14 protein-coding genes are annotated in these 13,721 nt (G+C 59.2%); 6 read left to right on the top strand and 8 right to left on the bottom strand.

Annotated elements, in window-relative coordinates; translation table 11 throughout:
* Positions 1–85: 85 nt before the first annotated feature.
* The 4 genes from EDY99_RS10155 to osmB all read left to right on the top strand — a co-directional run bounded on the left by EDY99_RS10155 (position 86) and on the right by osmB (position 4,696).
* Positions 86–985 (top strand): glycyl-radical enzyme activating protein, encoded by a 900-nt coding sequence (locus tag EDY99_RS10155; protein ID WP_122016341.1) that lies wholly within the window; start codon positions 86–88, stop codon positions 983–985.
* Positions 986–989: 4 nt separating this feature from the next.
* On the top strand, positions 990–3,422 hold the full coding sequence (locus tag EDY99_RS10160; RefSeq protein WP_123061732.1) for a formate C-acetyltransferase/glycerol dehydratase family glycyl radical enzyme: 2,433 nt from the start codon (positions 990–992) through the stop codon (positions 3,420–3,422).
* Between the two features lie 50 nt (positions 3,423–3,472).
* Positions 3,473–4,219, top strand: coding sequence for a DNA-binding transcriptional regulator YciT (locus EDY99_RS10165; protein WP_004930631.1), 747 nt, complete (start codon positions 3,473–3,475; stop codon positions 4,217–4,219).
* Between the two features lie 258 nt (positions 4,220–4,477).
* Positions 4,478–4,696, top strand: coding sequence for an osmotically-inducible lipoprotein OsmB (gene osmB / locus EDY99_RS10170; RefSeq protein WP_004930634.1), 219 nt, complete (start codon positions 4,478–4,480; stop codon positions 4,694–4,696).
* A gap of 188 nt (positions 4,697–4,884) precedes the next feature.
* On the opposite strand, the gene yciH is transcribed toward osmB, so the two are convergent.
* Positions 4,885–5,211, bottom strand: a complete 327-nt coding sequence (gene yciH / locus EDY99_RS10175; protein ID WP_004930637.1) for a stress response translation initiation inhibitor YciH — start codon at positions 5,209–5,211, stop codon at positions 4,885–4,887.
* Between the two features lie 10 nt (positions 5,212–5,221).
* Positions 5,222–5,950: an orotidine-5'-phosphate decarboxylase gene (gene pyrF, locus EDY99_RS10180; RefSeq protein ID WP_046898957.1), complete on the bottom strand. Its 729-nt coding sequence runs from the start codon at positions 5,948–5,950 to the stop codon at positions 5,222–5,224.
* A 315-nt stretch (positions 5,951–6,265) separates the two neighbouring features.
* On the opposite strand from pyrF, the gene EDY99_RS10185 reads away from it, so the two are divergent.
* Entirely contained in the window at positions 6,266–6,526 is a 261-nt protein-coding gene (locus EDY99_RS10185) for a YdgH/BhsA/McbA-like domain containing protein (protein WP_033643254.1), read from the top strand.
* A gap of 172 nt (positions 6,527–6,698) precedes the next feature.
* The gene (locus EDY99_RS10190) at positions 6,699–6,998 is read left to right on the top strand and encodes a hypothetical protein (protein ID WP_033643255.1); all 300 of its coding nucleotides are present in this window, start codon (positions 6,699–6,701) and stop codon (positions 6,996–6,998) included.
* 61 nt (positions 6,999–7,059) lie between these two features.
* Here the strand turns inward: EDY99_RS10190 and lapB are convergent, their stop codons facing one another.
* The 6 genes from lapB to EDY99_RS10220 form a co-directional block, all read right to left on the bottom strand.
* Positions 7,060–8,232, bottom strand: coding sequence for a lipopolysaccharide assembly protein LapB (gene lapB, locus EDY99_RS10195; RefSeq protein ID WP_019452693.1), 1,173 nt, complete (start codon positions 8,230–8,232; stop codon positions 7,060–7,062).
* A gap of 6 nt (positions 8,233–8,238) precedes the next feature.
* The gene (locus EDY99_RS10200) at positions 8,239–8,541 is read right to left on the bottom strand and encodes a LapA family protein (protein WP_033643257.1); all 303 of its coding nucleotides are present in this window, start codon (positions 8,539–8,541) and stop codon (positions 8,239–8,241) included.
* Positions 8,542–8,833: 292 nt separating this feature from the next.
* Positions 8,834–9,631, bottom strand: a complete 798-nt coding sequence (locus EDY99_RS10205) for an SDR family oxidoreductase (RefSeq protein ID WP_060660646.1) — start codon at positions 9,629–9,631, stop codon at positions 8,834–8,836.
* Positions 9,628–11,151: an FGGY family carbohydrate kinase gene (locus tag EDY99_RS10210; protein ID WP_123061733.1), complete on the bottom strand. Its 1,524-nt coding sequence runs from the start codon at positions 11,149–11,151 to the stop codon at positions 9,628–9,630. The genes EDY99_RS10205 and EDY99_RS10210 overlap by 4 nt, the downstream gene beginning before the upstream one ends.
* Positions 11,144–12,208: an ABC transporter permease gene (locus EDY99_RS10215; protein WP_033650255.1), complete on the bottom strand. Its 1,065-nt coding sequence runs from the start codon at positions 12,206–12,208 to the stop codon at positions 11,144–11,146. The genes EDY99_RS10210 and EDY99_RS10215 overlap by 8 nt, the downstream gene beginning before the upstream one ends.
* A 10-nt stretch (positions 12,209–12,218) precedes the next feature.
* Positions 12,219–13,718: a sugar ABC transporter ATP-binding protein gene (locus EDY99_RS10220; RefSeq protein ID WP_046898951.1), complete on the bottom strand. Its 1,500-nt coding sequence runs from the start codon at positions 13,716–13,718 to the stop codon at positions 12,219–12,221.
* Positions 13,719–13,721: the final 3 nt, after the last annotated feature.

The raw sequence follows: 13,721 nt of genomic DNA on the forward strand, positions 1-13,721 counted from the left end.
CGCTAACTTTTGATCAAAATCAATTCAACTTTCATTCGAAACATCTTTAATGGCGAAAGATACAGCAACGCCAAACGGGTGACTCATGATCTTCAATGTGCAGCGCTACTCGACCCATGACGGCCCGGGCATCCGCAGCGTGGTCTTTTTAAAAGGCTGCCCGCTGAGCTGCCGGTGGTGTCAGAACCCGGAAAGCCGCTCGCGCCACGCAGACCTGCTGTTTGACGAACGTCTGTGCCTGAGCGGCTGCACGCTGTGCGCCGAGCGTTGTCCGCAAGGGCTGCAACGCACCGACGGGCCGCTGACGCTGCAACGCGAGCTGATTAGCGCAGACGATTATGCCGCCCTGGCCGCCGCCTGCCCGACCGGCGCACTCAGCCTGTGCGGCAGCCCGATCAACCCCGACGATATCATGGCCGAGGTGATGCGGGATAAGCCTTTCTACCTGCGCAGCGGCGGCGGTTTAACGCTGTCCGGCGGTGAACCCTTTATGCAGCCGGACATCACGGCGGACCTGCTGCGGCGCGGCCGCGAGGCCGGCATCCACACCGCCGTCGAATCCTGCCTGCACGTCCCATGGCGTTATATCGCCCCTTCGCTGCCGTGGCTGGATCTGCTGCTGGCCGATCTCAAACACACCGACGAAGCGCGCTTCAGAGCCTGGACCGGCGGTTCCGCCCGCCGGGTGATGAGCAATTTTCGTCGGCTGGCGGCGCACGGCGTACCAATGACCGTACGCGTGCCGCTGATCCCCGATTTCAACGCCGATCGCCGCTCTGTCCGTACCATCGTCGACTTCGCCGCCGACGAGATCGGCGTGTCGGAGATCCACTTTCTGCCGTACCACACGCTCGGCATCAACAAGTACCACCTGCTCGGCGAACCCTACCGTGCCGCCCGCACGCCACTGGACGCACCCGACCTGCTGGCCTTCGCCGAAGAGTATGCCGGCGCCAAGGGCCTGACCGCCATTTTGCGAGGATAACACCATGACCACGTTGGATTTGACTACCCTGAGCGCCCGTATCCAGGCGCATAAGAATGCGCTGATTCACATCGTCAAACCGCCGGTGTGCACCGAACGCGCGCAGCACTATACCGAGGCCTATCAGCAGCATCAGGACAAGCCGCTGCCGGTGCGCCGCGCCCTGGCGTTGGCCAACCATCTGGCGAAACGCAGCATCTGGATCGCCAACGACGAGCTGATCGTCGGCAACCAGGCCAGCGAGCTGCGCGCCGCGCCGATCTTCCCCGAATACACCGTCGGCTGGATAGAAAACGAAATAGACCAGTTGGCCGACCGGCCGGGCGCCGGTTTTTCGGTCAGCGACGAGAACAAGGCAATTTTGCATCGTCTGTGCCCCTGGTGGCGCGGCCAAACGGTGCAGGATCGCTGCTACGGCATGTTCACCGACGAACAAAAGGCGTTGCTGGCCACCGGCATCATCAAGGCCGAGGGCAATATGACCTCCGGCGACGCCCATCTGGCGGTCAACTTCCCGCTGCTGCTGGAGTTAGGCCTCGATGGCCTGCGTGAAAAGGTGCGCGCGCGCCGCAGCCGCCTGCGTCTGACCGAGTGGGAAGATCTGCACAAGGCGCAGTTTCTCAACGCTATCGATATTGTGCTGACGGCGCTGAGCGAACACATCCTGCGCTTCGCTCGCCTGGCGCGCGACATGGCGCAAAACGAAGCCCGCGACTGGCGGCGCGCCGAGCTGCTGGCTATCGCAGACAACTGCGACCGGATCGCCCATCGCCCGCCGCAAACCTTCTGGCAGGCGCTGCAGCTGTGCTATTTCATCCAGCTGACGTTGCAGATCGAATCCAACGGCCATTCGGTTTCCTTTGGCCGCCTCGATCAGTATCTCTATCCCTGGTATCGGCGCGACGTGGAGCTGGAGCAAAACCTGACGCGGGAAAACGCCATCGAGCTGCTGCACAGCTGCTGGCTGAAGCTGCTGGAGGTCAACAAGATCCGCTCCGGCTCGCACTCCAAGGCCTCCGCCGGCAGCCCGCTGTACCAGAACGTCACCATCGGCGGCCAAAAACTGGTCGATGGCCGGCCGTGCGACGCGGTCAATCCGCTGTCCTACGCCATTCTCGAATCCTGCGGCCGCCTGCGCTCCACCCAGCCCAACCTCAGCGTGCGTTACCACGCCGGGATGAGCGCCGATTTCCTCGACGCCTGCGTACAGGTGATCCGCTGCGGTTTCGGCATGCCGGCATTCAATAACGACGAAATCGTCATTCCCGAGTTCATCAAGCTGGGGGTCGAACCGCAGGACGCTTACGACTACGCCGCCATCGGCTGTATCGAGACCGCCGTCGGCGGCAAATGGGGCTATCGCTGCACCGGCATGAGCTTCATCAACTTCGCCCGCGTGCTGCTGGCGGCGCTGGAACAAGGCCGCGACGCCACGTCCGGGCAGATTTTCCTGCCGCAGGAACAGGCGCTGTCCAAAGGAAACTTCGCCGATTTCGAGCAGGTATTAACCGCCTGGGATCGGCAAATCCGCTACTACACGCGCAAGTCAATTGAGATCGAGTGCGTGGTGGACAGCGTGCTGGAGGAGAACGCCCACGATATCCTCTGCTCCGCGCTGGTGGATGACTGCATTGAACGCGGCAAAAGCATCAAACAAGGCGGCGCCAAATACGATTGGGTGTCCGGTCTGCAGGTCGGCATCGCCAACCTGGGCAACAGCCTCGCGGCGGTGCGAAAACTGGTGTTCGACCAAGGGGCGATCGGCCAGCAGCAGTTGGCGACGGCGCTGGCCGAAGACTTCGCCGGGCTGGATGGCGAGCAGCTGCGTCAGCGGCTGCTTAACGCTGCGCCCAAATACGGCAACGATGTGGACGAGGTCGATCGGCTGCTGGTGCGCGCCTACCGAACCTACATCGAAGAACTGAAGCAGTATCGCAACACCCGCTTCGGCCGTGGGCCGATCGGCGGCGGCTATTACGCCGGCACCTCGTCGATTTCGGCCAACGTGCCCTTCGGCGCTGCCACCCTGGCCACGCCGGATGGCCGCAAGGCGCACGCGCCGCTGGCGGAAGGCGCCAGCCCGGCGTCCGGCACCGACCACCTGGGGCCGACGGCGGTGTTTAATTCGCTCGCCAAGTTGCCGACCGAGGCGATCCTCGGCGGCGTGCTGCTCAACCAAAAGCTGAACCCGGCGACGCTGGACAACCCGCGCGATCGGGAGAAGCTGATGCTGATGTTGCGCACCTTCTTCGAGAGCTATCGCGGCTGGCATGTGCAGTACAACATCGTGTCGCGCGAAACGCTGCTGGCGGCGAAGCAACACCCTGACCAATATCGTGATTTAGTGGTTCGCGTAGCTGGCTATTCCGCCTTCTTTACCGCATTATCCCCTGAGGCGCAGGATGATATTATTGCGCGCACAGAACATACTCTTTAAACCTTTGACTCTTAGTGGCCGCACCTTGGCGGCCGCATCATCAGGCCGATATGAATTTACGACAACAGACCATATTGCAGTTGGTTAACGATCGCCGCCGGATCAGCGTCAATGAGCTGGCGCGCGCTTCGGGCGTCTCGGAAGTCACCATCCGGCAGGATCTCAACCTGCTGGAAAAACGCAGTTATCTGAAGCGGGTGCACGGCTCCGCCGTGGCGTTGGAAAGCGACGACGTCGACGCCCGCATGATGTCCAATTTCACCCTTAAGCAACGATTGGCGCAGTACGCCGCCGCGCAGGTCAACGACGGCGAGACGATTTTTATCGAGAGCGGCAGCGCCAATGCCCTGCTGGCGCGCTACATCGCCGAACGCAAGCGCATTACGCTGATCACCGTCAGCCACTACATCGCCAACCTACTCAAAGAAACCGACTGCGACGTGATTGTGTTGGGCGGCATGTACCAGAAGAAAAGCGAGACCGTGGTCGGCCCGCTCACACGGCTGTGCATTCAGCAGGTGCATTTCAACAAAGCGTTTATCGGCATTGACGGCTTTCAGGCCGAAACCGGCTTTACCGGCCGCGACATGATGCGCGCCGATGTGGTCAGCGCGGTGCTGGCCAAGGGCGTGGAGAATATCGTGCTGACGGATTCCAGCAAATTCGGCCAGATCCAGCCTAACCCGCTGGCGCAGCCGGGGCAAATCAGCCGGGTGATCACCGATTCACGTTTGGCGCTGGAGTATCAGCATCAGCTGAAACGTCAGGGCGTACAGGTGGAGCTGGTCAACGAATAACGCGCCGCGCGGGCCACGCCGCCCGCCGTTTCCCTTGCGCAGCGGGATTTTAAGACTATTTACCTGTTTATCCTTCCCGAGAAACCTATACTCAGCTTCGGTAACTTTTGGGCCGTAACCCGCTAATTATTCGGCCGTTAACAAAAAATGCCATTTTTTATATCGATACCGTATGGGAATCAACAGCAGGCCTGATTTATGGTTAACGCCTATACTTATAGGGCACTTCCATATAGCCAATGCTAAGGAGAAGTCATTATGATGATTATCAATAAACGTTTCGCCACCGCCGCTCTGGCTCTGACTCTGGCGTTTTCACTGAGCGCCTGTTCCAACATGTCCAAACGCGATCGCAACACCGCTATCGGCGCCGGCGCCGGTGCAGTCGGCGGTGCAGTGCTGACCAACGGCAGCGCTTTGGGCACGCTGGGTGGGGCTGCGGTGGGCGGCATCATCGGTCACCAGGTTGGCAAATAACCTGCCCGATGCTCCTCCGCCGACGGGCGGGCAAAAGCGCCTCGGCGCTTTGACGTATTAACCAATAACGATGATTTCAGGTCTGTTTTACTTTAAGTCTATAGTTCTTTCGCCGTTAACGGGTTAACCCCCGGCAGCAACAACCTCTAGCCATGCCGCAGCATTGCACTGCGGCATGGCGATTCGCCTCAACCGCCCGCCAGTTTGACCTTCATGCCTTTGGCTTCCAGCAGCTGTTTGAGCAGATCGCGTTTATCGCCCTGGATCTCGATGACTCCCTCTTTCACCGAGCCGCCGCAGCCGCATTTCTTTTTCAGTTCGGCCGCCAGTTTGTCGAGCGCGGCATCATCCAGATCGACGCCGGTAATCAGGCACACGCCCTTCCCCTTGCGGCCGCTGGTCTGGCGCTGGATGCGCACAACGCCATCGCCTTTGGCGCGTTGCGGTTTAACCTCTTCCTGCTTGATGCGACCGGTGTCCGTGGAATACACCAGACGGCTGTTATCGTCATTCATCATCGCTTCCTCAGGCCAAAGAGGCGCGGATCGCGCGCAGCGTCGCGGCCGGATCCGCAGATTGGGTGATCGGACGCCCAATCACCATATAGTCCACGCCGGCGGCCTGCGCCTGCACCGGCGTCATAATACGACGCTGATCGCCCGCCGCGCTGCCTTCAGGGCGGATCCCCGGCGTCACCAGTTGGAAAGCCTGCCCGCAGGCAGCCTTCAGGCGCTGCGCTTCGTGTGCCGAACATACCACGCCGTCCAGCCCGCAGTCGCGGGTCAGGCGCGCCAGGCGCTCGGCGTGTTCTGCCGGACTGGCCTCGATGCCGATGCCGCGAAGGTCTTCCGCTTCCATGCTGGTCAGCACCGTGACGGCGATCAGCAGCGGCGCATCCGCCCCGTATGACACCAGCGCTTCTTTAGCGGCAGTCATCATGCGCGCGCCGCCGCTGGCATGCACATTGACCATCCAAACGCCCAGCTCGGCCGCTGCGGCTACCGCATGCGCCGTGGTATTGGGAATATCGTGGAATTTCAGGTCAAGAAATACGTCGAAGCCGCGCCCGTGCAGATCGCGCACCAGCTGCGGCCCAAACAGCGTGAACATTTCCTTGCCCACTTTCAGCCGGCAGTCTTGCGGATCGATACGGTCGGCGAACGCCAGCGCAGCGTTCTTATCGGCGTAATCCAACGCCACAACGATTGGAGATGATTTTAAGTCATTGTTATTAGTGTTATTTTCAGACTTCATTTCTTCTACCTTCTGTAAAATGGAGATAATCAGGGACTCACCCGCGAAACTGACCGCCGCATTCTACATGCCAGGGGCCAGAAATCCCAGCCGCAGCGCGCACCGGCGCTCTGTCATGTTACCTTGCGTCTTTGTCATGGCGCGTCAGCAATAAACCACGCAGCGTAAAACGCCGTAAAGATGCGTAAATTATCAATCAAATATTTTGAACCACTTGCTCAGCATTATCAGATTTTCAATCGGCCCAGATGCTTTATTATTCACCACATCGGAAGCGAATGGCTTCCTTCCTAAATAAACAGACTGGAGTCACCCATGAAAACCATCAAATATTTTGCAGCCGCTGCCGCTATCGCACTGACCTCTTTCGCCACTTTGGCCGCTGAGCCGATCAACAGCCAGCAGGCCGATAGCCTGACCGCGACCGGCGTCGTTTCCGCAGGCCACGCAACCACCCTCAGCAGCCTGGAGAAAAAACTGGCCGCTAAAGCAGATGCTCAGGGCGCCAGCAGCTACCGCATTATCTCCGCCGGCGGTAACAACATGTTGAGCGGCACCGCAATCATCTACAAATAAGGTTTCCGGTACAGGGCCCGAGATTTCGGGCCCTGCCTCTGTTTCCCGCTTGAAAACTCCGCATTTACCCCGCCCTTTATTGTTACAGAAATATTAAATTTTTATTACACACTAGACACCCGATCGCCAGTGGCTTAGCTTGAAGGCATCTTCCTGCAGAAAGGCTTTCAAAATGAGCGAGATATCGACACTTACCATTAAAATTCCTCTGGCACTGAAGGAGAAAATCCGAGCCGCCGCCGCTGAAAACGAATTTTCATTGAGCGTGGAAGTGTGCCAGCGCCTGGAAAGCAGCTTCAACGCGCCCGTCGTCAAGGCAGAAAAACCGGCCAAGAAAGCGGACGACCTGCACCACGGCGAGATCGACAATCAAAGCACCGAAGAAGAAATCGAACAGCCTCTGAGCCAGAAAGAGCTGAAGAAGCTGCGTCAGCTGTTGAAAACCGGCGCTAAAGGCGGCAAGAAAAAGTAAGCGATGAACATAGAAAAACGGGGCGATCAATCGCCCCGTTTTATTTTGTCTCACCGCCGCGCTATTGTCCGTCCAGACCGCGGATCGGTTTAACCGATGACCAGGCGCGACACGACGGACAATGCCAATAGAGCGAGTGCGCCGTGAAGCCACATTTGTGGCAGCGGTAACGCGGCTTGGTGCGAATTTGCTCACCGACCATATCGCGCAACAACAGCAGACTCTCTTTCGCACGGCCGTCTTCAGCGTCCGCCAGGTGATAATCCATCAGCCGATAAAACACCCGCATAGTGGGGTGACGCTGCAGCTGACGGTTGATATAGACCTGCACCACGTCGCGCCCTTCGTGCTGCTCGATGATTTCGGCCAGCATCAGATCGGCGGTTGCGCCGGTGTTCTCTTCCACGCAGCGCTTCAGGAAATCAGCCCAGTTGTGCTGCTGTTCCGGCAGGTGCCGGTAGCATTCCTGCAGCATCGGCAGCGTTTCGCTGACCAGCTCTTTATCCTGGCTCAGTACGCGCTGCAGCGACTCTGCCGCTTTGGCGTAGTCGTTTTGCGCCATGTAAATGCGCCCGAACATGATGGACACGCGCGCGCACTGTTTATCGGCCGCGTCCGCACGCTTGAGCAGGCTCATCGCCCGATCGAGATCGTCGCTGCCCATCGCCTGCAGCGCCAGTTCACAATAAAAGTGCGCGATCTCGACGCGTTGTTTCTCTTTGCCCAGCTTGACCAACTTTTCCGCCACGTCGATCGCTTTCTGCCAGTCGCTGGTCGCCTGATGGATCACCAGCAGTTGCTGCAGCGCCGAGACGCGGAAATCCGCTTCGTCAGTCAACTGGCTGAACATGTCTTCCGCGCGGTCGTAAAGCCCGGCGGCCATATAGTCACGGCCCAGCTGCTGCACCGCCAACAGGCGCTGCTCAAAGGTCAGGGAAGCGCTTTCCATCAAGGCCTGATGGATGCGGATAGCGCGATCGACTTCGCCGCGCGAGCGGAACAGGTTGCCCAACGTCAGGTGGGCCTCAACGGTGTTGCTGTCCTCTTTCAACATGTCGAGGAACAGATCGACCGCCTTATCCTGCTGGTTTGAAAGCAGAAAGTTCACCCCTGCCACGTATTCACGCGACAGGCGGTTGGCTTCTTGCTGTTTATCCTGCTGAGCGCTTCTGCGCCCCATGTACCAACCGTACGCGGCAGCCACGGGCAGCAACAGAAACAGCAGTTCTAACATAGAGGGTTATTCCTTGCTGACAACGGCCTGAGCCGCCGGTTCAGCGGGCTGCTCAAGCTGCAGCTCCAGCCTTTTGATCTTGCGCTCGGCGCGGCCCAGCGCAATGCGCGTACGCAGATAGAACAGACCGCAAATGATCCAGCCGAGAATGAAACCGGCGCCAAACAGCGTGGCCAACAGGGTCGATACGCGATAATCGCCCTGCGCAACCAGATAGTTAAAATTGACCACCTGATCGTTATGCGCACCCAAGGTGACGGAAATCACGAAGATCACCAGAACCAACAAAAAAATCAGCAAATATTTCACATTCTTTCCCGCGATGCCGAGTGAATCGGATGAACGATGCCAAAACGTGGCGTCCCTGACCCTTAAGTTAGCATTTCCCGTTGCGGCAGGGAAACCCTGCGGCACGATAAAACCACATATCTGCTGGCATATTCGGCAGTAAACGGCTTTAACGAACAAATTGATGAGAAAGCTTCTCAAAACGTCGAATTTATAAGGATATGGGGGCGACGGCGCGGATTGCAATGGCGGGAAAATGTAAGCGGTTAATGCGGCGCCGATCTGGCGCCGCGCTTTTTGTGACATCGTCACGCTATGACATGATTAACCCGCCATCCACATTGATGGTTTGGCCGGTGATATAATCGGCATCGTCCGAAGCAAGGAAGGCCACCAGACCCGCCACATCCTCGGGCTGACCGGCACGCTTGAGCGGAATGCCCGCCACCCACTCGGCCATCAACTCCCCTTTGCCGTAAGCTTTTTCCGGGCCGCTGAGAATTTCTCCCCAAACGCGGTCGTTATATTCCCACATCTCGCTTTCAATGATACCGGGGCAGAATGCATTGACCGTGATGCCATGTGGCGCCAGCTCAAGCGCTAAACTCTGCGTAATGCCGATCACCCCCATTTTGCTGGCGGCGTAATGCGGCGTATAAATAAACCCGTTACGCCCCTGACCGGAAGAGGTGTTGATCAGGCGCCCCTTGCGCTGGCCGACCATATATTTAGCCGCCTCCCGGCAGCAGAGCCAGACCGCCGTGGTATTTACCGCCAGCACTTTCTCAAAATCGCTTTTGGGCATCTGGTCAAAACGATCGATAGTGATCACCCCGGCGTTCTGAATGGAAACGTCGATCGCGCCAAATCGCTCCCAGACCTGACGATAAAAATCAACCACCTGTGCTTCATCGGTTACGTCGAGGATGACCGGCATCACCTCAGCCCGATAACGCTGGCGCAGCGTTTCCGCCGTGGTCAGAATGCGCTCTGCATTCGACGCGATCGCCAAATTGGCGCCCAAACTGGCGAAACGCTCGGCGATACCGGCCCCAATGCCGCGGCATGCGCCGGTAATCACCACGGTTTTCCCCGTGAAGTCACGATTCATGATTGTTCTCCTGTCATCAATGAGGCCGTCTGCGGCCGCCATAAGGTGCGCTGTACCGCCTGCCGCCACGCGCTGTAGTTTTCCTGCAGCTGCCGGTGGCGCTGCATATCGGGTTTAAACTCATCATGTTGAGGCAACAGTGCCGCCAGTTGCCGATCGGTAGCTCCCCACAGGCTGCGCATCGCCATCAAAGCCGCCCCCAGGGCCGACAGTTCCGCCGTGTTGCTGCGCCACACCGGGCAACCCAGCAGATCGGCCTGAAACTGCATCAGCCAGTCATTGCGGCTGGGGCCGCCGTCTGCCATCAGCCCCTGCAGCGCAAAACCCGGTTGTTGCCGCAGTACGCCGATCACATCGGCGATTTGATAAGCCACCGATTCAAAAGCGGCCCGCACCAAATGTTCTCGCCGCGTGCCGCGGCTGAGCCCGCAAATCACGCCGCGCGCTTGCTCATCCCACCAGGGTGCGCCGGCACCGGTCAGCGCCGGTACAAAATAGACGCCACCGCTGTCGGGCACGCGAACAGGCAGTTCACTCAACGGCGCTTCGCCCTCCGACGGTATGGCGGCGACATCCAGCATCCAGGCGATAGCGTCGCCGGTGTGGGGAATATTGCCCTCCAGTGCGTACTGCATGCGTCCACCGTCATGCCAGGCGATGGTCGTTGCCAGAGCGCTCGTATCGCATTGCGCTTCGGCGATTGGCGCCATCACCGATGATCCTGTGCCATAGGTGGCTTTGACCTGCCCAGCCTGACCCAGCGCATGGCCATAAAGCGCCGCATGGGAATCCCCTACCATCGCAGCAATTGGAATGCCGTCGGCAATGCCTTCCAATCCCAACGTCGTGCCGAACAGATGGCTGGAAGGATGGATTGTCGGCAGCGCCTGACGGGGAATATTGAACAGCGCCAGCATCTCTTCGTCCCACTCCCCGGAAGCGAGATTCAGCAGTTGAGTTCGGGCGGCATTGGAGACATCACAGCCGAATGCCCGCCCCCCACTCAACTGCCACAACAACCAGGCATCGATGGTGCCCAGGCACAGTTCGCCGTTCTCCGCCAACCGCTGTCCCTCTTCGCAGTGATCGAGCAACCAGCGCATTTTCGACGCCGAGAACAACGGTGAAAGCGGCAAACCGGTGGCGCGGCGCACCGCTTCCTCCTGCCGATCGCGGCGCAGCCGTTCGCAGAAATCGGTGGAACGCGCGCATTGCCAGGTCAGAGCCGGGCCGATCGGTTGGCCGTCAGCGCGACGCCAGCCGATGGCGGTTTCACGCTGGTTGCTGATGGCGATACCGGCAATGCGGGATGCTCCGGCCAACGCAATAGCCTCCCGCAATACCGCCAGAGAGGCCGCCAGCAAGGTCTCGCCCCGTTGCTCCACCCAACCGGGCTGCGGCGTCTGCAACGTCAGTGGCCTGCTGGCCCTGGCGACGATCGTACCCTGTGCATCCACCACCACGGCCTTGGCGTTGCTGGTGCCCTCGTCCAACGCGACAATGCAGTCCGCTTTAACCATGGCTCACCTCAGCCAGCGGCTGCACCGCTTTTTTTTCCTGGCGCTGCATCAGAATGACCTTGCTTTGCAAACGCTGCTGGAACTGGTCAATCACCACGGCGGTGACGATCACCAGCCCTTTAATCACCATTTGCCAGAACTCGCTGACGCCCATCATCACCAAGCCGTCCGCCAGAAAAACGATCACAAAGGCGCCGATGATCGAACCGAATACCCTGCCGCGACCACCGCTGAGCGCCGTACCGCCCAGCACCGTCGCGCCGATGGCGTCCATTTCGAACATATTGCCGGTCATCGGGTGCGCGGTCTGCAATTGAGAAGCGATGACCAGCCCCACCAGCGCCGCACACAGCCCGGAAAACGCATAGACGAACATTTTCACTTTGACAATCGGCACCCCCGACAGCCGCGCCGCCGGCTCATTGCCGCCAATGGCATAGATATAACGGCCCAGCGGCGTTTTCTTGGTGAGATAGATCCCCAACAACACGATGGCTAACATCAGCCAAATCGGGTTGTAAATTCCCAGGAAGGTGCCAGACCCCAGGGCAGCGAAACCGGTGTTGCCCAACGCCTCCATGCCCACCAGATTGGGATAGGTTTTGCCGTCCGCCGTCAGCAACGCCGCCCCACGCGCCACGTACATCGCCCCCAGGGTGCAGATGAATGGCGCAACGCCGAGCCGCGTGATCAGCGTGCCGTTGATCAACCCCAACAACACGCCCAACAGCGCCACCGCGCCGATCACTTCAAAAACGTTGAGAAACAGCCGATTGCCATCCCACAGCGGGATACCGACGGTCAATAGCGCACCGGCAATCATCCCGCACAAACCCGCCACCGCGCCGACCGACAAGTCGATGCCGCCGGTGAGGATCACCAGCGTCATGCCAACCGCCAGCAGCCCGGTAATCGCCACGTGCTGCGTCATGATCAGCAGATTAGAGACGGTCAGAAAATTCGGCACCATGCTGCTGAAGAACAGCACCACCAGCAACAGGGCGATGAAGGTGCGCGCCTGCAGCAAATACATATACAACCGATACTTGGTTTGCATTGCCTTATCCTTATGCATGAGGGGTTGAGGCGCGGATCAGCGTTTCGCGATCGGCCCGTTCGCGCGGCAGATCGGCTGTCAGCTGCCCGTCCGCCATCACCATCACCCGGTCGGCCAGCGAGACCACCTCATCCAGCTCCGACGAAGAGAACATCACCGCCAGCCCCTGGCGCGCCATCGCGCCAATCAGGTGGTAAACGTCCGTTTTGGCACCGACGTCAATTCCGCGCGTCGGCTCATCAAGAAACACCACCTGCGGCCCGGTCAGCAGCGCCTTGCCCAACACCACTTTCTGCTGATTGCCGCCGCTCAGGCTGGTAATTGGCAGCTCCCGGTCACTGACCTTGATCGCCAGTTTTTCGATCATGCCATCGACCAACGTACACTCCCCGGCCGATGCCAACGGCCGTAGCGCATTACGTCCCAGGCTGGCCAGGGTCATGTTGGCCTTGATCGACATCATCTGCACCAACCCCTCCGCCTGCCTGTCTTCCGGCACCAGCGCCATGCCCAACGCCATGCGTTGACGGAATCCCAGCCGCTCCACGCTTTTGCCGTTGAGCAAAATGCGACCTGCCGTCTGGCGCATCACGCCGTTGAGCACTTTGAACAGTTCGGTACGGCCGGCCCCCAACAGGCCATAAATGCCGATCACTTCCCCTTTGCGCAGTGAAAAACTGACGTCGTTAAGGCAATAGCCGCCGTTTTCACGCGGCAGCGTCAGCTGTTCGACCTTCAGCACTTCATCCCCTTGTTCTGCCGCGCAATAATCGAAGTGCTTGCTCTTTTCACCCACCATCTTTTCGATGATCCACGGAATGCTGACGTTACTGACCGGTTCGGCGGCAACAAAACGCCCGTCGCGAAACACCGTGATGCGGTCGCCAATCTCCATCAGCTCTTCCAGTCGGTGAGAAATGTAGATGATGGTGACGCCGCGTTTTTTCAGATCGGCGATCACCCGAAACAGCGTGCGCACTTCGGCCTGACTCAGCGCCGACGTCGGCTCATCCATGATCAGCACCCGGGTGTCCTTCGCCAGGGCACGGGCAATTTCAACCAGTTGCTGATGACCGATACCGAGGCTGCCCAACGGCGTATGCGGATCGATATCCAACTCCAGCCGCTGCAGCAAGGACTTGGCCAGCTGATACTGATAGTCCACATTGATACGGCCGCGCTGGAAGAACTCGTTGGCCATAAAAATGTTGTCCATGACCGACATGTTGGGGAACAGGTTCAGCTCCTGAAAAATAATGCTGATCCCGAGCCGCTCCGCCTGCTGCGTGGAGGTTAACGTCACCGCTTTCCCCTCCAGCTCGATAGTGCCGGAGGACGGGGTTTCCACCCCCGCCAGCAGCTTCATCATGGTCGACTTGCCGGCGCCATTCTCGCCGATCAGTACGTTGACCTGATTGCGAAACACTTGATAACTCACGCTATCCAACGCGGTGACGCCCGGATAGAGGCGCGAAACGTTGCGCGTTTGAATAATGATCGGATCGCTCATCAC

This window comes from Serratia sp. LS-1 (assembly GCF_003719595.1).
Lineage (GTDB): Bacteria > Pseudomonadota > Gammaproteobacteria > Enterobacterales > Enterobacteriaceae > Serratia > Serratia ureilytica.

Excerpts from the sequence above, each read along its gene's own strand:
- EDY99_RS10155 (WP_122016341.1), top strand. The coding sequence starts at position 86 with ATGATCTTCAATGTGCAGCGCTACTCGACCCATGACGGCCCGGGCATC.
- EDY99_RS10160 (WP_123061732.1), top strand. The coding sequence starts at position 990 with ATGACCACGTTGGATTTGACTACCCTGAGCGCCCGTATCCAGGCGCAT.
- EDY99_RS10165 (WP_004930631.1), top strand. The coding sequence starts at position 3,473 with ATGAATTTACGACAACAGACCATATTGCAGTTGGTTAACGATCGCCGC.
- osmB (WP_004930634.1), top strand. The coding sequence starts at position 4,478 with ATGATGATTATCAATAAACGTTTCGCCACCGCCGCTCTGGCTCTGACT.
- yciH (WP_004930637.1), bottom strand. The coding sequence starts at position 5,211 with ATGAATGACGATAACAGCCGTCTGGTGTATTCCACGGACACCGGTCGC.
- pyrF (WP_046898957.1), bottom strand. The coding sequence starts at position 5,950 with ATGAAGTCTGAAAATAACACTAATAACAATGACTTAAAATCATCTCCA.
- EDY99_RS10185 (WP_033643254.1), top strand. The coding sequence starts at position 6,266 with ATGAAAACCATCAAATATTTTGCAGCCGCTGCCGCTATCGCACTGACC.
- EDY99_RS10190 (WP_033643255.1), top strand. The coding sequence starts at position 6,699 with ATGAGCGAGATATCGACACTTACCATTAAAATTCCTCTGGCACTGAAG.
- lapB (WP_019452693.1), bottom strand. The coding sequence starts at position 8,232 with ATGTTAGAACTGCTGTTTCTGTTGCTGCCCGTGGCTGCCGCGTACGGT.
- EDY99_RS10205 (WP_060660646.1), bottom strand. The coding sequence starts at position 9,631 with ATGAATCGTGACTTCACGGGGAAAACCGTGGTGATTACCGGCGCATGC.
- EDY99_RS10210 (WP_123061733.1), bottom strand. The coding sequence starts at position 11,151 with ATGGTTAAAGCGGACTGCATTGTCGCGTTGGACGAGGGCACCAGCAAC.
- EDY99_RS10215 (WP_033650255.1), bottom strand. The coding sequence starts at position 12,208 with ATGCAAACCAAGTATCGGTTGTATATGTATTTGCTGCAGGCGCGCACC.
- EDY99_RS10220 (WP_046898951.1), bottom strand. The coding sequence starts at position 13,718 with ATGAGCGATCCGATCATTATTCAAACGCGCAACGTTTCGCGCCTCTAT.